Annotated in this window: 33 protein-coding genes; 17 read left to right on the top strand and 16 right to left on the bottom strand. The window is 63.5% G+C overall.

Annotation, left to right across the window (positions count from 1 at the left end; all coding sequences use genetic code 11):
• Positions 1–18: 18 nt before the first annotated feature.
• Positions 19–177, bottom strand: coding sequence for an isopropylmalate isomerase (locus RAM60_RS09260; protein ID WP_200981101.1), 159 nt, complete (start codon positions 175–177; stop codon positions 19–21).
• A gap of 7 nt (positions 178–184) precedes the next feature.
• Positions 185–1,642, bottom strand: a complete 1,458-nt coding sequence (gene leuC / locus RAM60_RS09255; protein WP_369027015.1) for a 3-isopropylmalate dehydratase large subunit — start codon at positions 1,640–1,642, stop codon at positions 185–187.
• Positions 1,643–1,731: 89 nt separating this feature from the next.
• On the opposite strand from leuC, the gene RAM60_RS09250 reads away from it, so the two are divergent.
• The 3 genes from RAM60_RS09250 to RAM60_RS09240 all read left to right on the top strand — a co-directional run bounded on the left by RAM60_RS09250 (position 1,732) and on the right by RAM60_RS09240 (position 3,840).
• Positions 1,732–2,133 (top strand): acyl-CoA thioesterase, encoded by a 402-nt coding sequence (locus RAM60_RS09250; protein ID WP_369027016.1) that lies wholly within the window; start codon positions 1,732–1,734, stop codon positions 2,131–2,133.
• Between the two features lie 18 nt (positions 2,134–2,151).
• Positions 2,152–2,670 (top strand): sterol desaturase family protein, encoded by a 519-nt coding sequence (locus tag RAM60_RS09245; protein ID WP_369027017.1) that lies wholly within the window; start codon positions 2,152–2,154, stop codon positions 2,668–2,670.
• A 75-nt stretch (positions 2,671–2,745) separates the two neighbouring features.
• Complete coding sequence (locus RAM60_RS09240; protein ID WP_369027018.1) at positions 2,746–3,840, top strand: DUF3500 domain-containing protein; 1,095 nt, start codon at positions 2,746–2,748, stop codon at positions 3,838–3,840.
• 13 nt (positions 3,841–3,853) lie between these two features.
• Here RAM60_RS09240 and RAM60_RS09235 read toward each other — a convergent pair whose 3' ends face one another.
• Genes RAM60_RS09235 through RAM60_RS09175 form a run of 13 tightly spaced genes read right to left on the bottom strand, consistent with a single transcriptional unit; the run spans position 3,854 to position 8,422 of the window.
• Positions 3,854–4,204, bottom strand: a complete 351-nt coding sequence (locus tag RAM60_RS09235) for a YbaN family protein (RefSeq protein WP_200981096.1) — start codon at positions 4,202–4,204, stop codon at positions 3,854–3,856.
• Between the two features lies 1 nt (position 4,205).
• Positions 4,206–4,613 carry a SufE family protein gene (locus tag RAM60_RS09230; RefSeq protein ID WP_369027019.1) on the bottom strand — a complete coding sequence of 136 codons (408 nt, stop codon included), beginning with the start codon at positions 4,611–4,613 and terminating at the stop codon, positions 4,206–4,208.
• Between the two features lie 48 nt (positions 4,614–4,661).
• Entirely contained in the window at positions 4,662–4,838 is a 177-nt protein-coding gene (locus RAM60_RS09225) for a hypothetical protein (protein WP_200981094.1), read from the bottom strand.
• On the bottom strand, positions 4,835–5,071 hold the full coding sequence (locus RAM60_RS09220) for a hypothetical protein (protein WP_200981093.1): 237 nt from the start codon (positions 5,069–5,071) through the stop codon (positions 4,835–4,837). Before RAM60_RS09220 ends, RAM60_RS09225 begins: the two co-directional genes overlap by 4 nt.
• 32 nt (positions 5,072–5,103) lie before the next feature.
• Positions 5,104–5,379: a hypothetical protein gene (locus RAM60_RS09215; RefSeq protein ID WP_200981092.1), complete on the bottom strand. Its 276-nt coding sequence runs from the start codon at positions 5,377–5,379 to the stop codon at positions 5,104–5,106.
• Positions 5,376–5,690 carry a hypothetical protein gene (locus tag RAM60_RS09210; protein WP_200981091.1) on the bottom strand — a complete coding sequence of 105 codons (315 nt, stop codon included), beginning with the start codon at positions 5,688–5,690 and terminating at the stop codon, positions 5,376–5,378. Before RAM60_RS09210 ends, RAM60_RS09215 begins: the two co-directional genes overlap by 4 nt.
• Positions 5,690–5,977, bottom strand: coding sequence for a hypothetical protein (locus RAM60_RS09205; RefSeq protein WP_369027353.1), 288 nt, complete (start codon positions 5,975–5,977; stop codon positions 5,690–5,692). Before RAM60_RS09205 ends, RAM60_RS09210 begins: the two co-directional genes overlap by 1 nt.
• A 32-nt stretch (positions 5,978–6,009) precedes the next feature.
• Positions 6,010–6,357 (bottom strand): hypothetical protein, encoded by a 348-nt coding sequence (locus RAM60_RS09200; protein ID WP_369027021.1) that lies wholly within the window; start codon positions 6,355–6,357, stop codon positions 6,010–6,012.
• Positions 6,357–6,656, bottom strand: coding sequence for a hypothetical protein (locus RAM60_RS09195; RefSeq protein ID WP_200981088.1), 300 nt, complete (start codon positions 6,654–6,656; stop codon positions 6,357–6,359). The genes RAM60_RS09200 and RAM60_RS09195 overlap by 1 nt, the downstream gene beginning before the upstream one ends.
• Before the next feature lie 34 nt (positions 6,657–6,690).
• Positions 6,691–7,068, bottom strand: coding sequence for an envelope stress response membrane protein PspC (pspC, locus tag RAM60_RS09190; RefSeq protein WP_200981087.1), 378 nt, complete (start codon positions 7,066–7,068; stop codon positions 6,691–6,693).
• Positions 7,065–7,373 carry an envelope stress response membrane protein PspB gene (gene pspB / locus RAM60_RS09185; protein WP_281388102.1) on the bottom strand — a complete coding sequence of 103 codons (309 nt, stop codon included), beginning with the start codon at positions 7,371–7,373 and terminating at the stop codon, positions 7,065–7,067. Before pspB ends, pspC begins: the two co-directional genes overlap by 4 nt.
• A 3-nt stretch (positions 7,374–7,376) precedes the next feature.
• Entirely contained in the window at positions 7,377–8,267 is an 891-nt protein-coding gene (gene pspA / locus RAM60_RS09180) for a phage shock protein PspA (protein WP_425504521.1), read from the bottom strand.
• Between the two features lie 2 nt (positions 8,268–8,269).
• Entirely contained in the window at positions 8,270–8,422 is a 153-nt protein-coding gene (locus tag RAM60_RS09175) for a hypothetical protein (protein ID WP_200981086.1), read from the bottom strand.
• A gap of 180 nt (positions 8,423–8,602) precedes the next feature.
• On the opposite strand from RAM60_RS09175, the gene pspF reads away from it, so the two are divergent.
• From pspF to RAM60_RS09120, 11 genes are all read left to right on the top strand, one after another.
• Positions 8,603–9,625: a phage shock protein operon transcriptional activator gene (gene pspF / locus RAM60_RS09170; RefSeq protein ID WP_369027023.1), complete on the top strand. Its 1,023-nt coding sequence runs from the start codon at positions 8,603–8,605 to the stop codon at positions 9,623–9,625.
• Between the two features lie 110 nt (positions 9,626–9,735).
• Entirely contained in the window at positions 9,736–10,566 is an 831-nt protein-coding gene (locus RAM60_RS09165) for a hypothetical protein (RefSeq protein ID WP_369027024.1), read from the top strand.
• 189 nt (positions 10,567–10,755) lie between these two features.
• Positions 10,756–11,331 carry a ribosome maturation protein RimP gene (gene rimP / locus RAM60_RS09160; RefSeq protein WP_369027025.1) on the top strand — a complete coding sequence of 192 codons (576 nt, stop codon included), beginning with the start codon at positions 10,756–10,758 and terminating at the stop codon, positions 11,329–11,331.
• Positions 11,331–12,977, top strand: coding sequence for a transcription termination factor NusA (nusA, locus tag RAM60_RS09155; protein ID WP_369027026.1), 1,647 nt, complete (start codon positions 11,331–11,333; stop codon positions 12,975–12,977). The genes rimP and nusA overlap by 1 nt, the downstream gene beginning before the upstream one ends.
• Entirely contained in the window at positions 12,958–13,671 is a 714-nt protein-coding gene (locus tag RAM60_RS09150; RefSeq protein ID WP_369027027.1) for a DUF448 domain-containing protein, read from the top strand. Before nusA ends, RAM60_RS09150 begins: the two co-directional genes overlap by 20 nt.
• 36 nt (positions 13,672–13,707) lie before the next feature.
• Complete coding sequence (infB, locus tag RAM60_RS09145) at positions 13,708–16,203, top strand: translation initiation factor IF-2 (RefSeq protein ID WP_369027028.1); 2,496 nt, start codon at positions 13,708–13,710, stop codon at positions 16,201–16,203.
• The gene (locus tag RAM60_RS09140) at positions 16,200–16,616 is read left to right on the top strand and encodes a PaaI family thioesterase (RefSeq protein ID WP_343072233.1); all 417 of its coding nucleotides are present in this window, start codon (positions 16,200–16,202) and stop codon (positions 16,614–16,616) included. Before infB ends, RAM60_RS09140 begins: the two co-directional genes overlap by 4 nt.
• Positions 16,616–17,173, top strand: a complete 558-nt coding sequence (locus RAM60_RS09135) for a DUF1697 domain-containing protein (RefSeq protein ID WP_369027029.1) — start codon at positions 16,616–16,618, stop codon at positions 17,171–17,173. Before RAM60_RS09140 ends, RAM60_RS09135 begins: the two co-directional genes overlap by 1 nt.
• On the top strand, positions 17,173–17,574 hold the full coding sequence (gene rbfA, locus RAM60_RS09130; RefSeq protein WP_200981078.1) for a 30S ribosome-binding factor RbfA: 402 nt from the start codon (positions 17,173–17,175) through the stop codon (positions 17,572–17,574). The genes RAM60_RS09135 and rbfA overlap by 1 nt, the downstream gene beginning before the upstream one ends.
• Positions 17,575–17,610: 36 nt before the next feature.
• Positions 17,611–18,450 carry an enoyl-CoA hydratase gene (locus RAM60_RS09125; protein ID WP_369027030.1) on the top strand — a complete coding sequence of 280 codons (840 nt, stop codon included), beginning with the start codon at positions 17,611–17,613 and terminating at the stop codon, positions 18,448–18,450.
• Between the two features lie 2 nt (positions 18,451–18,452).
• A complete protein-coding gene (locus RAM60_RS09120; RefSeq protein WP_369027031.1) occupies positions 18,453–18,974 on the top strand; it encodes a GNAT family N-acetyltransferase in 522 nt (173 codons plus the stop codon).
• On the opposite strand, the gene RAM60_RS09115 is transcribed toward RAM60_RS09120, so the two are convergent.
• Positions 18,949–19,503: a YceI family protein gene (locus RAM60_RS09115; RefSeq protein WP_510639634.1), complete on the bottom strand. Its 555-nt coding sequence runs from the start codon at positions 19,501–19,503 to the stop codon at positions 18,949–18,951. The two genes, RAM60_RS09120 and RAM60_RS09115, sit on opposite strands and share 26 nt — an antisense overlap.
• Before the next feature lie 125 nt (positions 19,504–19,628).
• Between RAM60_RS09115 and RAM60_RS09110 the strand changes: the two genes are divergently transcribed.
• From RAM60_RS09110 to truB, 3 genes are read left to right on the top strand one after another with little or no spacing between them, the layout of a single operon-like run.
• Entirely contained in the window at positions 19,629–20,204 is a 576-nt protein-coding gene (locus RAM60_RS09110; RefSeq protein WP_200981074.1) for a thymidine kinase, read from the top strand.
• 25 nt (positions 20,205–20,229) lie between these two features.
• Positions 20,230–20,913 (top strand): site-2 protease family protein, encoded by a 684-nt coding sequence (locus RAM60_RS09105; RefSeq protein ID WP_200981073.1) that lies wholly within the window; start codon positions 20,230–20,232, stop codon positions 20,911–20,913.
• Complete coding sequence (gene truB / locus RAM60_RS09100; RefSeq protein ID WP_369027033.1) at positions 20,910–21,830, top strand: tRNA pseudouridine(55) synthase TruB; 921 nt, start codon at positions 20,910–20,912, stop codon at positions 21,828–21,830. The genes RAM60_RS09105 and truB overlap by 4 nt, the downstream gene beginning before the upstream one ends.

Below are 21,830 nucleotides of genomic sequence, written 5' to 3'. Positions count from 1 at the left end.
CCCCTGCGGCATGAAACCTCAGTCGGTTTCGGGATTTTCCCCCGAAGGTATCGGCCCGGGCTGGGTCGGTCCCTTCTTCTTTTCCTTGCGTTTGTTCGCGTAGAGCAGAGCGGCGGCGACAGCGGCGGAACCGATGGCGCCCGCGATGGCGGCCTTGCCGGTGAGTTTCTTGGTCATGCGACCCTCATGCTGGCGTGCTCTTCGCATTGCAAGGGGCGAGCTTGCGCACATCGGTGAGCCGCCCGGTGACAGCAGCCGCAGCGGCCATCGCCGGGCTGACAAGATGGGTCCGCGCGCCTGGGCCCTGCCGCCCGACGAAGTTGCGGTTGCTGGTCGATGCACAGCGTTCGCCCGGCGGAACCTTGTCGGGGTTCATCGCAAGGCAGGCCGAACATCCCGGTTCGCGCCATTCGAAACCGGCCTCGGTGAAGATGCGGTCGAGCCCCTCTTCCTCCGCCTGTCGCTTGACGAGGCCCGATCCGGGCACGGCAATCGCCCAGCGCACATTGGGTGCCTTGCGCCGACCGCGCAGCACTTCGGCAGCAGAGCGCAGGTCCTCGATCCGGCTGTTGGTGCAACTGCCGATAAAGATGTTCTGGACCTCGATATCCTCGATCGGAGTGCCCGGTTCGAGACCCATGTAGTCGAGGCTCTTGCGTGCAGCGTCCTGCTTCGAAGGGCTGGCAAAACTCTCGGGTGCGGGGACACTGCCGCCGACGGCGACGACATCCTCGGGGCTGGTGCCCCAGCTGACCGTCGGCTCCACCGTGCTTGCATCGATGACGACGGACTTGTCGAATTGCGCTCCGTCGTCTGTGTGCAGCGTCTTCCACCACGTAACCGCGCGGTCCCAGGCCTCGCCCTTCGGCGCATAGGGGCGGCCGCGGAGGTAGGCGAAAACGGTCTCATCCGGCGCGATCAGGCCGGCGCGCGCACCGCCTTCGATGCTCATGTTGCACACGGTCAAGCGGCCCTCGACGCTCATCTCCTCGAATACCTTGCCGCGGTATTCGATGACGTGACCGGTACCGCCCGCGGTGCCGATGACGCCGATGATGTGGAGGATCAGATCCTTGGGCGTGACGCCGGGGCCGAGATCGCCCTCGACGCGCACCTCCATGCTTTTCGACTGGCGCAATTGCAGCGTTTGCGTGGCGAGAACGTGCTCGACCTCGCTGGTGCCGATACCGAAGGCGAGCGCGCCGATGCCGCCATGCGCGGCGGTGTGGCTGTCGCCGCAGACGATGGTCGCGCCGGGAAGGGAGAAGCCCTGTTCCGGGCCGACGACGTGGACGATTCCCTGTTCGGGCGCGGTCGCATCGATATACTCGATGCCAAATGCGGGGGCGTTGCGTTCGAGCGCGGCGAGCTGTTCAGCGCTCTGCGGATCGGCGATCGGCAGGCGCGAGCCGTCGGTCGCGAGGCGCGGCGTGGTCGGAAGGTTGTGGTCGGGCACCGCCAGCGTCAGGTCGGGGCGGCGCACCTTGCGGCCCGCGGCGCGCAGGGCGTCGAATGCCTGCGGGCTGGTGACTTCGTGGACGAGATGCCGGTCGATGTAGACAAGGCAGGTGCCATCGTCGCGCCTCTCGACCACGTGCGAATCCCAGATCTTCTCGTAAAGCGTGCGCGGTTTGCTGGCCATGCGGGCAGGTTGGGCCACGATTTGCGCTCGCGCAAAAAGGCAAATCCAGAGTCTTCCAAACTTAACCTTTCTCTGCTTTATTGACATGAATGTCAGCAAAGCCTTTCGCCTTTCCGATCAAAGTGATTCCCTCCGACATCGATTTCATGGGGCACGTGAACAACGCGCGCTACCTGAACTGGGTGCAGGACGCGGTGCTGGCACATTGGCGCAAGCTCGCCCCGCCACAGGCTGTCGCCGAGCGCGCCTGGGTCGCGATCAAGCACGAGATCACCTATCGCCGTCCGGCCTTCCTGGATGACGACGTGATCGCCAACACGGTGCTCGAAAAGATCCAGGGTGCGAGCGCGTTTTATTCGACCGTGATCGAGCGCGGTGGCGAGGTGCTGGCCGAGGTCAAGTCGCGCTGGTGCTGCATAGATGCCGAGACCCTGCGTCCGGCACGGATCAGCGAGGAAGTGGCTCGGTTCTTTTTCCCGGGCCGCGAATAGCCTATACCCGGTTGCGTCATGGACGCCGTTCTGCCCGCCATCATCGTCATTGCCACCGTCTTCGCGATGGAATGGGTCGCGTGGGGCTCGCACAAGTACATCATGCACGGCTTCGGCTGGGGCTGGCACCGCGACCATCACGAGCCGCACGACAAGCTGCTCGAGAAGAACGACCTCTATGCGATCGTCGGTGCAGCGATGAGCATCTCCATGTTCGCCGTCGGCAGCCCGATGATCATGGGTGCTGACGCATGGTGGCCAGGCACGTGGATCGGTCTGGGCATCCTGTTCTACGGCATCATCTACACGCTCGTTCACGACGGGCTGGTCCACCAGCGCTATTTCCGCTGGGTCCCGAAGAAGGGCTACGCCAAGCGGCTGGTCCAGGCGCACAAGCTGCACCATGCGACCATCGGCAAGGAAGGCGGGGTGAGCTTCGGCTTCGTCTTCGCCCGTGACCCGGCCAAGCTGAAGGCTGAACTCAAGCGCCAGCGCGAGGCGGGGATTGCCGTTGTGCGTGAAAGCGGGATGATCTAGCTCTCGCGAAGGTCGCGTTTCCCTTGGGGAGGGACGTCAATGACCTCATCATGCAGACTTGTATTGACGTTGGGCGTGGCGGGATTCGCCGCCACATGCGCGCTCGCGCATCCCGGCCTGACCGACGACAAGGTGGTACAACACACCGCGCATCATGCCATGGGTGATGCGGCCACCGCCTTTCTCGCCACTCTCGACGATGACCAGCGCAAGCTGCTCGTGACCACGCTAGACGACGAGGCCGCGCGCACCGACTGGAGCAATCTTCCCTCCTCAATGTATCCGCGCACCGGCCTGCCGCTGTCCGCACTCGACGACCGCCAGAGGATCGCCTTCCACAACCTGATGGCGGCTGCCATGAGCGGGCAGGGCTACGCCGAGGCGACCACGATCATGTGGATCGACGATTTGCTCCGGGGGATAGAGAGCGAGCGGCTCGCCAAGGGTGAAGTGCCCGAGGACCGGCGCGCCCAGGCGGAAGCGGTCATGCAATCGCGCGGTTCCGGCAATTACTGGCTAAGGTTTTTCGGCGAACCGGCGTCGGCGCGTTGGGGGTGGATGATCAATGGACACCATTTTGCTGCCAGCTTCACCGTGGTCGACGGTCGCATCGCATTCACGCCGCTCTTCCTCGGTTCCAACCCGCAGATCGTTCAGAGCGGACCCTACGCAGGTTGGCGTGTGCTTGATCACGAAATGGTCGACGGGTTCGCGCTGTTTGCCTCGCTGGACGCAGTCCAGCGTGCAACCGCTCTGGTCGGTCCGGAAGTGACCGCCGACATCTTCACCGGCAAGGGTGCCAAGGATGCGCCTCGGGCTGCGCTGGGACTGTCGGCAGATCACATGACGCCAGACCAACGCGAGCGCCTGATGGAGCTGATCGCGGACTTCGTGGGTTTCGCCAATAACGATGCTGCCAAGGCCCAGCTGGCGGCGGTTCGTGCCGATGGTCCTGCCAACATCCGCCTCGCTTGGTGGGGATCGCCCGACGACCGAGGCAAACGGTTCATGTACCGCATCGCCAGCCCCTCGATTCTGATCGAGTACACTCGCGAGGGCCAGCCGGACGGTTCGCCTTCCAACCATGTACATGCGATCGTGCGCGATCCACGCAATGACTATGGCGAGGACTGGTTGCGGCGGCACTACACCGAGGCGCCGCACCCCTGATCCTTACCTGGGCCTACTCGTTGCGCGTGGCGATCCAGCTGCCGCAGATCACGAGCACCGCCAGTGAGATATAATACCAGGGAGCGCCCAGCGTGTACCAGGTGAAGACTACGCCGGTTGTCATCGCCCCGATGGCCATGGTCTTGGCCCTGCGGCTGATCGCGCGGCGTTCGCGCCAGTCAAGGACCTGTGGCCCCCAGTGGGGGTGATCGAGGATTTTCTGTTCCCACTCGGGATTACTGCGAGCGAAGAAGTAGACCGCCAGGAGCAGGAACGGGACGGTCGGCATGATGGGCAGGAAAGCGCCGATCGCGCCAAGCCCGACGCTGATGATGCCCAATGCGCTATAGATCGGGCGCTTCATCCTAGCCGGCCGCAATCCGTGCGGCGTGTTCCTTGACCAGCGCAATCATGTTCGGGACACCTTGCGTCCGGTTGCTCGACAGCTGGTTCTTGAGGTCGAATGGTTCGAGCGCGCCGGTGATGTCCAGATCGGCCACTTCGGCTGCGGGGCGATCCTGGACCGCGGCAATGACCAGCGCGACGATGCCCTTGGTGATCGCGGCATTGCTGTCGGCAAGGAAATGAAGTTTCCCGGCATCGCCGGTCGGATAGACCCAGACCGCCGCGCTGCATCCGCGCACCAGCGTGGCATCGGTCTTGAGCGCGTCGGGCATCGCTTCGAGCTCGCGGCCGAGTTCGATCAACAGGCGATAGCGTTCATCGCCGTCGAGAAAGTCGTATTCTTCAACAATGTCGGAAAGGCTGCGCATGGGCGCCGCCTCTAGCGCCCGCGCGGAGCAAGGTAAATCGGGCAAGCGTCAGCCCGACAGGCCGCCGGGGCGGGTGAAGGCGTAATATATAACGTAGAACCAGCCGAAGAAGCCCTGGATGATGGCCCAGATGATCGACTGATGCAGGCTCCAGCTGATGGCCACTGCGATCGCGCTGCCGAGCCCGATGCCCGCCCGCGCAGCATCGGTCCTCGCGGCGCTCACAGGTCGACCCCGCTGGCAATCGCTTCGAGCTTGCGGATGCGCTCCTTCAGGTCCGCGATCTCGATACGCGCGGCGCCCATGGGCGAGCCTTCCTCGCGGGCGGGAGTGCCATCACGATCGAGTTCGCTGCGCTTGAGTTCCAGCCAGCCTGCCCATGCGCGGAGCAGGGCGCCCGCCACCACGACCAGGCCGATCAGCGAAGCTGCGGCGATGATGAAAACTGGTTCGAACATATCCTCATGTCCTCCTTGAACCTCTTCGAGCCTCAATCCGCCTGCTTGTCGCGCAGGGCCTCGATCTCGGCCGAAATCCTTTGTGTTTCGCGCGCGTCGAGCGTGTTGCCTTCCGTCGCGATCCGTTCGAGCACCTTGATGCGTTCGCGCAGGTCCTCGATCTCGCGCTGGGCCTCGTAGTTGCTGCCGATCGTCTCGCTTCCCAGGTGGTCGCGGGTGATCCCGGCGCGCGAGCGATGGCGCGACTTCACCATCTCGGTGAACGAGATGATCGCCACCATGATGACCACTGCCGTCCAGAAGCTCACAGTGCCTTCTCCCGTCCGCCGTTGCGGTCCTCGATTGCGTCGAGCGAGCGCAGTTCCTCGATCTGCGAGGCGAGCATGTGATTGCCGTCGGTCGCGATGCGTTCGAGCACGCGCAGACGCTCCTCGAACTTGCGATAGTCTGCATTGGCCTGCAGCGACTGGGCTGCCTTGGCCTCTTCCTTGCGCACTTCAAGTTCGAGCTTGCGCTCCTTGTGCGCATGTTCGCGCTTCATGATCACGTAACCGAGTCCGAAAGACATGGCCGTAATGACGATGATGAAGCTGAAAATGAGCTGCAGGTCGGGGTCCATCAGTTCACTCCCTCACGTTCGCGCAGGCGATCGATTTCGTGGGTCAGCTGGTAGCCGCTGTCGGTGACAATGCGTTCGACATTGCCGAGCCGGTCCTTGAGCGATCCGAGTTCCGCCCGCAGCTGGGCATTCTCCTGTGTCAGCAGGCGGACCCGTTCCTCGGACTCGGTGGTCTTGGGATAGATCGCTTTCCCCCAGCTGTTCTCCAGGGGGTAGCCGTTCTTCACCCGGATCCAGGTGTTCGCCACCCAGGCTACCGACATAATCAGGCTTCCTCCGACGAACATCGGGGCAAGGATTTCGAGGGTGGCGAGATCCATCACACCTTCTCCTTGCGCGCGACATCCAGCGGTACGCCCGCGTCACTGTCGGCATTGCTGCGCTCGTCGCGCAGAGCCTCGATCTCGGCCGCAACCGAGTAGCCCTTGTCTGTGACGATGCGTTCGAGCACCTGCATGCGCTTGTCGACCTTGCCCAGCAGGGCACGCAATTCGCCGTTCTCCGCGCGAAGTTGCTTGGCCTCGTCGCTGTCCTTGCGCTCGGTCTTGCCGCCCCACTCGTCTTCCAGCGAATAGCCGTGACGCGCTCGGATCCAATTGTTCGCAAGCCAGCCGAAGGTGCTGATCGCGATGATGGAAAGGACGAAAAAGGGTCCGCCGAAGTCCATCACACGTTTTCCCGGCGCGACATGGACAGCGGCACGCCAGCGTCCTGTTCGTCCACCCGGCGCTGGTCGCGCAGGGCCTCGATCTGCGTGGCGATGTCATAGCCGCGGTCGGTCACGATGCGTTCAAGGACACGGACGCGGTCTTCGAGTTCGCTGACACGGCTCGAATACTGCGCCGCCTTTTCGGCAGTGGCTTCGGCCGTGCTGTTGACGTTCATCTCGGCGATTTTCTGCTGGTGCTTGGCCCAGATCGCGACGATCGGGATCATCAGTGCCACGATCGGTATCAGTTCACCCATTTCTCAGTCCTCCCCAGGCGCTGTGCGATGTCGCTCAGCGCAGGCGTTCGATTTCGGCGGTCAGTCGCGGGTTGCTGCTGACGTAGAAGGTTTCGACTTCGGCCAGGCGGCGATCGACGTCCTTCATCTTGCCGCGTATTTCCCGGGCGGTGCGCTTCGGGTTCTGGCGCACGCGCTGCCAGTACTTGCTCTCGTCATGGTCGACGTAGAGGTGCGGCGGCTTCTTGCTCAGCAACAGGCCGGACAGGAAGTAGAAGGGAATTGTCGAACCACCGGACATGAAGGTCAGGCCGATTAGCCCAAGGCGGATCCAGAAGACATTGACCCCGGTGTAGTCCGCGATGCCCGAGCAAACGCCCATGAGCTTTGCATTCTGCTTGTCGCGATAAAGCGTGGTGCGGGGGCTGTTCACTTCATGGCTCCTTTCTTCTCGGCCATCATCTGCTCGAGTTCGCGCAGCTGCTGGTTGTCGGCTTCGCTGTCATGGACGAGGCGCGCCGGACGGAACTCGGGGTTGTCGCTGGCGACCAGGCGCTCGACCGTGTCCATGCGATCATCAAGGCGCTTGGCGAGGTTGTAGAGTTCCTCGAGCAGCACTTCGTCGTCGGTGGTAATGGTCGCTGCAGATTTCCACTTCGTGACGTAGTGCATGATGAGCCACGGCAGCGCGATAAAGAGTATCGGGACGATAATGATTTCGCTCGGAAAATCGCTCACGGGTCAGTCCTCCTTGTCGGCGCTGCCCATTCCGAGCGCCTTTTTCATCTGTTCGAGTTCGTCGTCGATCGCATCCTGGCCTTCGAGCGCGGCGATTTCGTCCGCGAGGCTCGGCTGGCCACTGCCATCGGCAATCTTGAGGGCGTCGGCACGGCCTTCGGCGTAGTCGACGCGGCGTTCGAGCTGGTCGAAGCGGCTTAGCGCCTCGTCCACGCGCTCGTTGGTCATCAGGCTGCGCAGCTTGACGCGGTTCTCGGCGCTTTCGAGGCGGGCAGCGATCGCCGTCTGGCGGCTGCGGGCTTCGCGCAGGCGGTTCTGCAGCTTCTGGATGTCCTGCTCATAGGCGCGCAGTGCATCGTCGAGCACGGCGATTTCCTGCTTCAGCTGTTCCGACATGTCGGCAGCCTTCTTGCGCTCGACCAGGGCGGCGCGGGCCAGGTCCTCGCGGTCCTTCGAAAGGGCCAGCTGGGCCTTCTCCGACCAGTCGGCCTGGAGCTTGTCGAGCTTGACCGTGTGGCGGTGCATTTCCTTCTGGTCGGCGATCGTGCGAGCGGCACTGGCGCGGACCTCGACCAGCGTCTCCTCCATTTCGAGGATGATCATGCGGATCATCTTCTGGGGGTCGTCCGCCTTGTCGAGCATGTCGTTGAAGTTGGCGGCGATGATATCGCGGGTACGGCTGAAAATGCCCATCAAAGGTGCTCCACTGGAGAAAAAGTCCGATCCTGCGCTGCGCCCACCGTCGCGGGTCGGAGTCGGCGAGCGGCGCAACCGTTCTACCTCTTCCTCGATCCGCGACAAGCGGGGGCGGGCCGAAGCGCCATCGGCATCAAAGCCGCGGGGACTGTCGGGGGAGCGGCGCTCCGGCCCAAGGGGATCATGGTCGGGAGGCAGGGTCATGCGATCTCGACCTGTTCGTAGGCGGCCAGCGCCGGGTTCGGCGCGGTCACGGCGATCTGCGAGCTCAGAACCGCGAAAGTGATCATCGCGGCGATGCTGGCAATTGCGGCTTGTCCGAGCTGGCTGCGGAAGAAGCTGCGGTTGTACATCTTGGGGTCCTCCCTGATGCCCGCCGATGAACCGGAGGGCGAATTTGCTGTTGTGGGATATTCAGCAAAGGGCGTGCCAAACTCTCAAAACAACGCAATTCCGCCACTCCGGAAATTATTCGACAAACAGCATATTGGTTCCGATTGCCAACCCTTGGTAATTTTCACTATCTCTTGGGCATGGATCGGGAAGGTCAGTTTATCGGGCAGTCGGCCGAGTTCTTCGACGCGGTGGAGCGCGCCAGTCGCGCGGCTCCGATGCGCCGCCCGGTTCTGGTTATCGGAGAGCGTGGCACCGGCAAGGAACTGATCGCTGAACGCCTGCATCGCTTGTCTACCCGTTGGGACGAACCGCTCGTCACATTGAACTGCGCCGCGCTGCCCGAAACGCTGATCGAGGCCGAGCTGTTCGGGCATGAGGCGGGGGCCTTCACCGGTGCTACCAGACAGCGCGCCGGGAGGTTCGAGGAAGCCGACAAGGGCACTTTGTTTCTCGACGAACTGGGCACTCTTTCCATGGGAGCCCAGGAACGATTGTTGCGTGCCGTCGAATATGGCGAAGTCACGCGCATTGGATCGAGCAGGCCGATACGGGTCGATGTCCGCATCGTGGCGGCGACAAACGAAGACCTGCCCGCCAAGGCCGCACGAGGCGAATTTCGTGCCGACCTGCTCGACCGGCTGAGCTTCGAGGTCATTACCCTGCCACCATTGCGCGTTCGCGAAGGCGATGTCGAAGTGCTTGCCGATTACTTCGGACGCAGGATGGCGGCGGAGTTGGGTTGGGAAGGCTGGCCGGGTTTTGCCGCTCATGTCGCGGACCAGATGGAAAAACATGACTGGCCCGGTAACGTCCGCGAATTGCGCAATGTCGTTGAACGCGCGGTCTATCGCTGGGACGACTGGGAACAGCCGATCGGACATGTCCAGTTCGATCCGTTCGAAAGCCCATGGAAGCCGGTCAATGCGCCTGCGGCTGCGCAGGGCGCCGCTTCACCCGTTCCCAGGGCCAGCGTCCCGTCGACCGATTTCGAGGCCATCGATGACCTGCGGACGGCAGTCGATGCACATGAGCGCGCAATCGTCGAGCACGCATTGGGTAAGCATCGCTGGAACCAGCGCCAGACCGCCAAGGCTCTCGGACTCAGCTATGACCAGCTGCGTCACTGCATCAAGAAACATGGCCTGACCGACGGCGAATGAGATCTGCCGTTTTGGATGTCCCGAAACGGGACTTTCCCTTACGGAACAGGCAACTTGCTATCGTTGGCCAATCCGAGCATGATCCGGCCGTCTCATATGGAGGGTCTGGGATGAAACCGAACAAGTTGTTTATCGCCGCCGGGACCGCAACTGCAGCGGTTGCCGCAGTTTTTGCAGGGCCGAGCCTCGCTAACCATTCGTGGAGCAACTACCACTGGTCGACGACCGATGGCGTTGCGCGGCCCGACGTGGTCGACAACACGGTCGGGTCCTGGCCTGCGCGTGTTGCCATCGCCATGGGTGACTGGAACAGCTCCGCACATATCGAGAGCGGCACGTCAGCCGGTACGGCAAACGCCAAGCGCTGCCCCATGGCTTCGGGGACAATCCAGGTATGCAATTCGGCATATGGCCAGACGGGCTGGCTGGGTATTGCCTCGATCAGTCTTTCGGGCGGCCACATTGTCGCCGGCTCGACCAAGCTGAACGACACCTATTTCTCTTATCCGCAGTACAACACGGAAACCTGGAAGCAGCTCGTGACCTGTCAGGAGATCGGCCACGATTACGGCCTCGGCCACCAGAACGAGGATTTCTCCACCGATCTGACGACGTCGTGCATGGAATACACCAGCAATCCGAGCGGTAACGAACACCCTGACAAGCATGACTACGATCAACTCGCACTGATCTATAGTCACTCCGAAGGTGGTGGTTCGACTTCGTCGAGTGGCGGAAGCAGCGGTGGTCCGGGCAAAGGCGGCGGCAAGGGCAAGCCCCTTGGTATCGAGCCTGGCGATAGTCCTGCCCAGTGGGGGAAAGCCATCGGCAAGGATGCGGCAGGGCGGCCCAACGAGTTCGTGCGCAATTTCAACGGCTACACTGTCATTACCCATGTCACGTGGGCTCCGCACGTTAAGGTGCCGGCAGCACGCGATTAGGCCGAACTTCGACTTTGGAAAACGAGGGGGCCGGTGCGAACCGGGCCCCTTTCCTTTTGCGGTTGCAAATTCGGGGACTCGCGCCTATCTGACCGCCATCCCGACATTGTCGCGACAAAGGAGGGGCTGGCGCCGCAAGGGGCCGGCACCAAACCCCGTTGCTGCAATGTCGACCCGACCGGAGATCGAATGAGCGATATCGCACGCCTGACCGAAGTGATCGAGCCCGAAGCCAATGCGCTGGGTTTCGACCTCGTGCGCGTGAAAATGATGCCGTCCGAAGCCGGCGATGGCGGGCAGGCGCTCCAGATCATGGCCGAGGACCCGGCGACGGGCCAGCTGATCATCGACCAGTGTGCCGCACTCTCGCGCCGCGTCTCCGACCGGATCGACGCGCTCGAGGAAGCGGGTGAGATGCTGATCGAAGGCGCCTACCACCTCGAAGTTTCGAGCCCCGGCATCGACCGTCCGCTGACCCGCGCGAAGGATTTCGCCAACTGGGCAGGGCACGAGACCAAGATTGCGATGGACAAGTCCTGGGATGGCCAGCGCAACTTGCGCGGGACCCTTGAGGGCATCGCCAATGGTCCTGGGGGCGACACCGTCACCATCACCGATCGCAAGGCGGGCAAAGTGTCCGTCCCCCGCGAAATGATCCATTCGGCCCAGCTCGTCTTGACCGACGCGCTGATCGCCGCCACCCAGCCGCTCGACACGAGCGGTGCCGACGATTTCGTCGAAACTGAAGAAGAGGCAGACGACTGATGGCCAGTGCCATTTCCGCCAACAAGGCCGAACTCCTCGCGATCGCCAATTCGGTCGCGTCGGAAAAGATGATCGACAAGTCCATCGTCATCGAGGCGATGGAAGAGGCGATCCAGAAGGCCGCGCGCGCCCGCTACGGTGCCGAGAACGACATTCGCGCCAAGCTGGACCCGCAGACCGGTGACCTGCGCCTGTGGCGCGTCGTCGAGGTCGTCGAGGACGTCGAGGACTACTTCAAGCAGGTCGACCTCAAGCAGGCTGCCAAGCTCGACAAGGATGCCAAGCTGGGTGACTTCATCGTCGACCCGCTGCCCCCGGTCGATCTCGGCCGCATCGACGCGCAGTCGGCCAAGCAGGTGATCTTCCAGAAGGTCCGCGATGCCGAACGCGAGCGCCAGTACGAGGAATTCAAGGACCGCGCGGGCGAAGTCATCACCGGCGTGATCAAGTCGGTCGAATTCGGCCACGTGATCGTCAACCTCGGCCGCGCCGAAGGCGTCATTCGCCGCGACCAGCAGATCCCGCGCGAAGCCGCCCGGACCGGCGAGCGTGTTCGCGCGCTGATCACCAAGGTCGAGCGCAACAACCGTGGCCCGCAGATCTTCCTCAGCCGCGCACACCCCGACTTCATGAAGAAGCTGTTCGCGCAGGAAGTGCCCGAAATTTACGACGGCATCATCGAGATCAAGGCAGCCGCCCGCGACCCGGGCAGCCGTGCCAAGATCGGCGTCATCAGCCACGACAGCAGCATCGACCCGGTCGGCGCCTGCGTCGGCATGAAGGGCAGCCGCGTCCAGGCCGTCGTTCAGGAACTGCAGGGCGAGAAGATCGACATCATCCCCTGGTCGGAAGATCAGGCGACCTTCATCGTCAACGCGCTCCAGCCCGCCACCGTCAGCCGCGTCGTCCTCGACGAGGAAGATGGTCGCATCGAAGTCGTCGTTCCCGACGACCAGCTGTCGCTCGCCATCGGCCGTCGCGGCCAGAACGTGCGCCTCGCGAGCCAGCTCACTGCCAACCAGATCGACATCATGACCGAGGAAGAAGCCTCGGAGAAGCGCCAGAAGGAATTCGCCGAGCGCTCCAAGATGTTCGAGGAAGAGCTCGATGTCGACGAAACGCTTTCTCAGCTGCTCGTCGCCGAAGGCTTCGCCGAGCTGGAAGAGGTCGCCTATGTCGAACTCGACGAACTGGCCGGCATCGAAGGTTTCGACGAGGAACTGGCGCAGGAACTCCAGAGCCGTGCGCTCGAAGCCATTGAGCGCCAGGAGGCCGCGCATCGCGAGGCCCGCCGCGAACTTGGTGTCGAGGATGACCTCGCCGAACTGCCGCATCTTACGGAGGCCATGCTGGTCACCCTGGGCAAGGCAGGCATCAAGACCCTCGACGATCTTGCCGACCTGGCGACCGACGAACTCATCGCCAAGAAGCGCGAAGCCCCGCGTCGTCGCAACAACACCGATGGCCCGCCGATGCGGCGTCCCTCGGTGCGCGAGCAGGACAAGGGCGGCGTTCTCGGCGAATATGGCCTGAGCGAAGAGCAGGGCAACGAGATCATCATGGCAGCCCGTGCGCACTGGTTCGAAGACGAAGACGTCTCCGGGCCTGACACCCAGGAGGCCGCCGATGCGGACTCCACCCAATGAGCGCCTGACGCCGGACATCGCTGACACACCACGGGCACGGACTGCTTCCGAGCCCGAACGGCGCTGCGTCATCTCGGGAGAGACTGCCCCGCGCGAGATACTCGTCCGGCTGGCGGTCTCGCCGGATGGCCTCGTGCTGCCCGATGCGCAGGAGAAGGCACCCGGACGCGGCGCGTGGATCGGTGTTGACCGTGCCGGGCTGGAGCAGGCGATTGCCAGCGGCAAGCTCAAGGGCGGACTGTCGCGTGCCTTCAAGACGGGCGAGCTCGACATCCCGGAGAACCTACCCCAGCTGGTCGAGGATGCGCTGACCCGCGTGTTTCTTGACCGCCTTGGTCTCGAAATGCGCGTTGGCCACCTTATCTTGGGGACCCAGCGGATTGCCGAACATGCCCGTGGCGGCGCTCTGGCTTTGCTGTGCCATGCTAGTGACGCGAGCGAGGACGGACGCAAGAAGCTCGACCAGGCCTGGCGCGTCGGGCGCGAGACCGAAGGTTCGGGCGAGCGGGGGCTCGAACTGCCTCTGGACCGGAACGCTTTGTCTGTGGCATTGGGCCGCGACAATGTCGTCCATCTGGCGCTTGCCGATGATGCCGCGGCTGATCGGGTGCTCAAGCCCTTGACGCGCCTCATGCATTTTCTCGGGCAGGACCTGCCCGCCGCAGATGGGCGCGCAATCGCGCGCGCCGAATGACGATTTGAACGATACGAAGAAGAGAAACGAGCGATAATGAGCGACGACGAAAACAAACCTGCCCGCAAGCCCCTCGGCCTCAAGAGGTCGGTGGATGCTGGCGAGGTCAAGCAGACCTTCAGCCACGGCCGCACCAACAAGGTGGTGGTCGAGGTGAAGCAGCGCCGTCGCCTGGTCGGCAAGCCCGGTGAGGTCGCGCCCCCGCCGCCTCCGCCGCCTCCGCCGCCCCCGCCGCCTCCGGCAGCTGCAAAGCCTGCCCCGAAGAAGGCCGCTCCTTCGGGTGAAACGCCGCAGGAGCGCGTCGCTCGCCTCCAGCGCGAAGCCGAAGAAGCTCGCCTCGCGACCCTCGCCGAGCAGACCGCTCGCGAAGCCGAAGAAGCTCGCCTTGCTGCCGAAGACGAGAAGAAGCGCGCAGAGGAAAATCGCAAGGCTGAGGAAGAAGCCGCCAAGCGCGCTGCCGAAGAGGCCAAGGCCGCGCCGGCAGAGGAGCCCGAAGGCGAGCAGGAAGTCTCCGAAGACGGCACTCCCACGCCCGCACCGCGCCGCTTCACGCCGGTCGCCCGGCCGGAACCCAAGAAGCCCGAAAAGAAGAAGAAGGACGAAAAGCGCCCCGCTCCGGAGTCGGACGAGCGCGCCGACAAGCGTCGTTCGGGCAAGCTGACCGTCAATCGTGCCCTCAACGAGGACGAAGGTCGTCGTGCCCGTTCGCTCGCCGCGCTCAAGCGCGCACGTGAGAAGGAACGCCGTATGCAGGGCGGTCCTCAGAAGGCGCGCGAAAAGCAGGTTCGCGACGTTGTCGTCCCGGAGGCGATCACCGTCGGCGAGCTGGCCAAGCGCATGGGCGAGAAGGGCGCTGACCTGGTGAAGGAGCTCTTCAACCTCGACATGATGGTCACCGTTAACCAGACCATCGATCAGGACACTGCAGAGCTGCTCGTCGAGCAGTTCGGCCACAACATCCAGAAGGTTTCCGAAGCCGACGTCGACATCGACACGACCGAGGACCAGGATCCGGAAGAAACGCTGAAGCCGCGTCCGCCGGTCGTGACCATCATGGGCCACGTCGACCACGGCAAGACCTCGCTGCTCGACGCTCTTCGCGGTGCGAACGTGGTCAAGGGCGAGGCTGGTGGCATTACCCAACACATCGGAAGCTACCAGGTTAAGACCAAGGGCGGTGACACCATCACCTTCCTCGACACGCCGGGCCACGCCGCGTTTACCGAAATGCGCCAGCGCGGTGCCAACGTGACCGATATCGTGGTGCTTGTGGTGGCCGCAGACGACGGCATCATGCCGCAGACGATCGAGGCCATCAATCATACCAAGGCTGCTGGCGTCCCGATGATCGTGGCCATCAACAAGATGGACAAGCCGGAAGCCGATCCGAACAACATCCGCACCCGCCTGCTCGAGCACGAGGTCATCGTGGAATCGATGTCGGGCGATGTGCAGGACGTGGAGATCTCGGCCAAGGCCAAGACCGGGCTCGACGAACTGCTCGAGAAGATTGCCCTGCAGGCCGAGCTGCTGGAACTCAAAGCTCGCCCCGACCGCATGGCCGAGGCGACCGTGATCGAGGCGCAGCTCGACAAGGGCCGCGGACCGGTTGCTACCGTGCTGATCACCCGTGGTACGCTGAAGCGTGGCGACACCTTCGTCGTCGGCACCGAGAGCGGTCGCGTGCGTGCGATCATCGACGACAAGGGCAAGCAGATCAAGGAAGCTGGCCCCTCCATGCCGGTCGAGGTCCTCGGCCTCGGCGGCGTGCCGCGCGCCGGTGACCAGCTGACCGTCGTCGAGAACGAGCAGCGTGCACGCGAAGTCGCTGCCTATCGCCAGGAAAAGGCGACCGAAAAGCGCACGGCGCTCGCCCCGACCAGCTTCGACACGATGTTCAATAACCTCGCATCCAACGTGATCGAATTCCCGGTCGTGGTGAAGGCCGACGTCCAGGGTTCGGTCGAGGCGATCGTGACTGCGCTCCACAACCTCTCGAACGACGAGATCAAGGTGCGTGTGCTGCACGCCGGTGTCGGTGCGATTACCGAAAGCGACGTTACTCTCGCTTCGGCTTCCAAGGCCCCGATCATCGGCTTCAACGTCCGTCCCAACGCCAAGGCTCGCGAGCTGGTGAAGCGCGACGGCGTCGAGATGAAGTACTACGATGTCATCTATCACCTGACCGAGGAAATCGCGAAGGAGATGGCAGGCGAGCTGGGTCCCGAGCGGATCGAGCACGTGGTCGGCCGCGCCCAGGTCAAGGAAGTCTTCCGTTCGGGCAAGCGCGACAAGGCCGCCGGCCTGCTGGTCGAGGAAGGCGTCATCCGCAAGGGCCTCCATGCCCGTCTCACGCGCGACGACGTCATCGTCTCGGCGACGACCATCGCCTCGCTGCGCCGCTTCAAGGACGACGTCGACGAAGTTCGCGCGGGCCTCGAATGTGGTGTGGTCCTCGCCGACACGAACGACATCCAGCCGGGCGACCAGCTCGAAGTCTTCGAGGTCGAGGAGCGTGAGCGCACCCTTTGAGCGCGACCGAGCACGCCCTGGGGCACGCCCATGCCGAACTGATGGGCGTGCAGTTCGTCAGCTTCGACAGGGAGCGCGAGGAAATTACCTTGCGCTTCCACGCCCCTGACAGCTTTATCACCCCGCGCGGGTCCGTGCAGGGCGGCCTCGTCGCGGGCTTTCTCGACGAGGTGATGGGCTGGGCGCATGTCTGGGCGACCGACCAGGAAGAAGCACCGCTCAATCTAGAGATTTCGATGAGCCTGCTGAAGCCGGTCCTCAAGGGCCCGATCGTCGGCAAGGGCCGCGTCGTCCGGCGCGGTCGCAAGGTCATTTTCCTCGAAGGCGAACTTTTCGACGAGGCGGGCAACCTGCTCGCCAGGTCGACCAGCACCGCTATCCCCACACCAAGGCCGGTCGTCGAGCCGCGCTGATGGGGCGCGTGGTAGCTTTCCTCGGCAGCATCAATGTCGGCGGAAACCGGATCAAGATGGTCGATCTCGTCGCCGCACTGAACGATGCCGGGTTCGAAGACGTCTCGACCGTCGCCGCCAGCGGCAATGTGATCCTGCCTGACCTGCACGATCCCGCAATGTTGGAAATGCGTCTCGAAAGCGTGGTCCAGCAACGCTTCGGGTTCAAATCCTGCGCCATGGTCCGCAGCGCGGACGAAATCCGGTCCGCGATCCTCGACAATCCCTTTCACGGTACCGGTCCGCAACACGGTTCGGACAAGATGGTCCATTCCATCTTCCTTAGTCAGCAGCCCGACCCGTCGGCGGTCGACGCATTAATCGAGGAGCACCGGACGAAAGGCAGCGAGCGGCTGGCCCTTGGCAGCAATCGCGTGCTCTTCCTCGACTATGTGCACGGAGTGGGTGTATCGGACCTGTCGAACAAGCTTCTCGAGCGACGACTGGGGTGCAAGGGCAGCGCACGCAACATGACCTCGCTCAAACGCATACTCGCAAAGATGGAAGAACCCGCCTGATGGCCCGTCACCAGCACTCCACCCCCGAACAGCAATCGGTCCGCGTCCTCAAGGTGGGCGAGCGGGTGCGCCACATTCTGTCCGAACTGCTGGCCCGCGGCGAGGCGCACGACGATATCCTGCGCGCGCATCATATCTCGGTGACTGAGGTTCGCATGACGCCGGACCTGCGCAATGCGAAAGCCTATGTGAAGCCGCTTCTCGGCAAGGACGAGGCGGTGGTTCTCAAGGCGCTGCGGACCAATACGGCTTTCTTCCAGAAGGAAGTCGCCCAGCGCCTCGGCCTGAAGTTCGCCCCCAAGCTGAATTTCCAGCCCGACGAAAGCTTCGACGAGGCCGACCGGATCGAACGGCTATTGTCCGATCCCAAGGTCACGCGGGACCTCGACGAAGAGGAATGATCTGCTAGCCTTCCCGCAAGAAGCGGGGAGGGGCGGATGGACTATTCTCGGATTGCCTGCGACCGGCCGCGCGATGGCGTGGCCCGGATCACGCTTGCCCGGCCCGACAAGGCGAATGCGCAAGACAAGGCGATGCTCTACCAGCTCGACCATGCGCTGGCGCAGGCTGCGCGCGACGATGGTGTGCGCTGTATCGTGCTTGCTGCTGAGGGAGACCACTTTTCGTCCGGCCACGACCTGCGCGACGATTCCTCGCTGTCGGATCATGATCCGGTAACCCTGTGGAGCGGTTTCGACGACGCCGGGCAGGCCGGGCAGATGGCTTCGGAGCACGAGATGTACCTCGGCCTGTGCCGTCGCTGGCGCGACCTGCCGAAGCCCGTGGTCGTTCAGGTCCAGGGCAAGTGCATGGCCGGCGGGTTGATGCTGGTCTGGCCCTTCGACATCATCATCGCCAGCGACGATGCGCGCTTTTCCGACCCTACCGTGGCCTTCGGCGTCAACGGGGTCGAATACTTCGCCCACGTCTGGGAGCTCGGCCACCGCAAGGCGCGCGAGTTACTTTTCGTCGGCGGTGAGATGACGGCGGAGGAGTGCCGCCAACTCGGCATGGTCAACCACGTGGTCCAGCGCGCGAGGCTTGAGGATTTCACGCTCGACATGGCTGCTCGTATTGCGCGCCGCCCGCTCATCGGCCTGCGGCTTGCCAAGCTGGCCTGCAACCAGAGCCTCGACGCGCAAGGCTATTCCACCGCCTTGCAGGCGGCGATGGGCTGGCAGCAGGTCGGCCATGCGAATGCGCGGCTGGTCCATGGAATGCCCGTCCACCCCAGCGGGGCCGAAACGATCCGGCGTGAAGCCAAGGGGGAGGGCTGAGCTTGGCAGGCGACTGGGTTATGCGGCCCTTCCGTACCGGCGACATGGGCATCATCGCTGCGCGGCAGGCGATCCTCTACGAACAGGAGAATGGTTGGGGGACGAGGCTCGAGGCGATCATTCTCGACATCGCTGCGCGCTTCCTGCGCGAGTTCGATCCTGCGAAAGAGCAATGCTGGGTCGCCGAGCGTGACGGGCGCATCCTGGGATCGGTCTTCATGGTGAAGGAGCCCGGCGAACCGGAAACCGCGCGGTTGCGTCTCCTTTATGTCGAACCCGAGGCGAGGGGGCTGGGTATCGGCAATGCGCTGGTTGCCGAGTGCACAAGGTTCGCGCGCGAGTCTGGCTACAATCGGATCGTGCTGTGGACCCATGCCGTGCTCGAAAGCGCACGCCGCATCTACGCCGCCGAGGGGTATCGGATCATCGCTTCGGAAACCCAGGAGGAATTCGGCAGGCCAGAAGTCAGCGAGACCTGGCTGCTTGACCTCGCAAAGCTCAGCCCGGTGTCATCCGCGTCCTGATCCTGATGTCGACCTTGCGGCCGACAATCAGCGAATAGGAGGTCATGCCGAAATCACGGCGGTCGATGGTGGTCGTTGCCGTCAGCGCAAGCGCTTCGCCGGCCCCGGCTTTCGAGGGCGGTGTATCGAATGCGACGTCCAGTGTCACCGGCTTGGTGAGCCCGCGCGCGGTGAGATTGCCGGACACGCGTCCATTGCGTTCGTCCTTCATCGCCATGCCCTTGCCGCTGAACTGCACGGTCGGGTACTTCTCTACCCAGAAGAACTTCGGCCCCCGGAGGCGCGAAAGGGTCACCTTGTCTGGAGCCTCGAGCGCACGAGCGTCGAGCGTTACTTCGAGCGACATATCCGCCGGATCGCCTGCGGGCAGCAGGGCGGTGCCGCTGACCTTGGGAAACTTGGCTGTCTTGCTGGCGAGGCCGAAGAACGCGACCTTTGCAGAGACATCGCTGGCATCGCTCTGCAGCGAATAACGCTGCGTTGCAGGAGCTGCGGCGAGGCAAGCGAGGGCGAGGGCTGCGACCGGCATTAAGCGCATTTTCTCTCTCCGTGCCCCGAAGCGATTGTCGGCCTTTTTCAGCGGCGCGTCAAACCTTGGGATTGCCGATCACGTCACCCTCCCGAAGCTTTGCGCTGGCCGCTAGGCTCATGCTCATGGCCAAGCTCTACTTCTACTACGCCAGCATGAATGCCGGTAAATCTTCGACCCTGTTGCAGGCGGATTTCAACTATCGCGAGCGTGGGATGCGAACCATGCTCTGGACTGCGAAGCTCGATACCAGAAGCGAGGGAATGGTCCGCAGTCGCATTGGGCTGGAGGCGGATTCTCACCGCTACGTTCCGGAAACCGACCTATGGGCGGAGGTTGCCGCCGCAAACAGAGTCCAGCCTATCGACTGCGTGCTGGTGGATGAGGCGCAATTCCTTACCAAGGCGCAAGTCTGGCAGCTTGCACGGCTATCGGACGAGGCAGGGATCCCCGTTGTGTGTTATGGCCTGAGAACCGATTTCCAGGGCGAGCTTTTTCCCGGTTCGGCGGCGCTGCTGGGAATTGCGGACAAGCTCGTTGAACTGAAAGGCGTGTGCCACTGCGGACGGAAGGCGACGATGAACCTGCGCGTCGATGCCGATGGCAAGGCTGTGAAGGCCGGCGAGCAGACTGAAATCGGCGGTAACGACCGATACGTAGCCCTATGCCGCAAGCATTTCGTGGAAGCGCTGGCGGGTTAGCCCTCGGCACCCTATCTAGCGCCACATGACCGATACCATCCTCATGGCACTGATCCTCATTCCGTGCCTGATCATTGCCATAGTCTTCCACGAGGTCGCGCACGGCTGGACCGCTCTCGCGCTTGGCGACCCGACTGCCAAGGAACAGCGGCGCTTGTCGCTGAACCCGCTCCGTCATGTCGACCCGGTTGGCACGCTGCTGGTACCCGGTGCGCTGGCACTGTTCGGCGGGCCGGTTTTCGGCTGGGCCAAGCCTGTGCCGGTCAATGCGCGGCGCCTCAACAACCCGCGTTACGGAATGATGGTTGTGGCCGCAGCGGGGCCCGCGACGAATATCCTGCTGGCCTTCATCGGGGCCGTAATCACCGGCGTAGCATGGGGCGTCAGCGGCTCGGACCTGCCCGACTGGGCGATGACCGCATTCGCCAGCTTCATCATGATCAACGCCTTCCTCGCGTTCTTCAACCTGTTGCCGCTCCCGCCGTTCGACGGGTCGCACATCGTGGGCGGGCTGCTGCCTCGCAGCATGGCCGTGCAATGGCAGAAGCTGCAGCAACTGGGCATGCTGCTGATCATCGTCCTGATCGCCGCCACTTGGGCTTTTCCGAATAGTGGGATTATCGAGCACGTGGTCTTGCCGCCGGTGCAGTGGATCGTCGAACGGTTCTTCGGTCTTGCCGACGGCATCGCCAACGCCATCCGCGGATGAGCGACGCGAAACCTGCACCCCACGGCTGGCTGATCCTCGACAAGCCGCGCGGGCTTGGCTCGACACAGGCCGTCGGCATGGTCAAGCGCGTCTTGCGACAGGGCGGCTACGCAAAGTCCAAGGTCGGCCACGGCGGTACGCTCGATCCGCTGGCCGAGGGCGTCCTGCCGATCGCGTTGGGAGAGGCGACCAAGCTGGCCGGGCGGATGCTCGATTCCGACAAGATCTACGACTTCACGATCCGCTTCGGCGAGGAGACCGACACGCTCGACACCGAGGGCGAAGTCGTCGGGCGGTCGGAAAAACTGCCGTCTCCTGCCGAAGTTGTGGCCATCCTCTCGCAGTTCACGGGGCCTATCGAGCAGGCGCCGCCGGTCTATTCGGCGATCAAGATCGATGGGAAACGTGCCTATGACCGCGCGCGGGCTGGCGAGGAGGTGGAGATGAAATTGCGGCCGGTCACGATCCATGCGCTCGATGTCGTCGACGACTCCACCCCCGGCGAGACGACCCTGCGCGCCCATGTCTCGAAGGGCACGTACATCCGTTCGCTGGCACGGGATATCGCACATGCGGTTGGAAGCCTCGGACACGTCACCTATCTCAGGCGCATAAAGGCCGGTCCCTTCCTCGAAAATGGGGCGATTCCGCTGGACAAACTGGAGGAAGTCGCTAAGGGCGCGCCGATTGAATACCTACTCCTGCCGCTCGAGGCGGGGCTGGACGACATCCCGGCCTTGCAACTCGATCCCGACAGCGCGCAGGCGGTCCGCCAGGGCCGGGTATTGTCGGAACTGCCCCATACCGACGGGCTCTATCTTGCGAGGCTGGGCCAGACCCCGGTGGCGTTGATGGAACTCAGCGGTGGCTCGGCCAAGGTCGTGCGGGGCTTCAATATCCCAGATGTCGCGGAGTGA

Origin of the sequence: Qipengyuania sp. RANM35 (genome assembly GCF_041021145.2) — a bacterium.
In the GTDB taxonomy this organism is placed as follows: Bacteria; Pseudomonadota; Alphaproteobacteria; order Sphingomonadales; family Sphingomonadaceae; genus Qipengyuania; species Qipengyuania soli.
The sequence above is the reverse complement of the archived record's forward strand: the minus strand, read 5'-3'. Positions and strand labels throughout refer to the sequence as shown.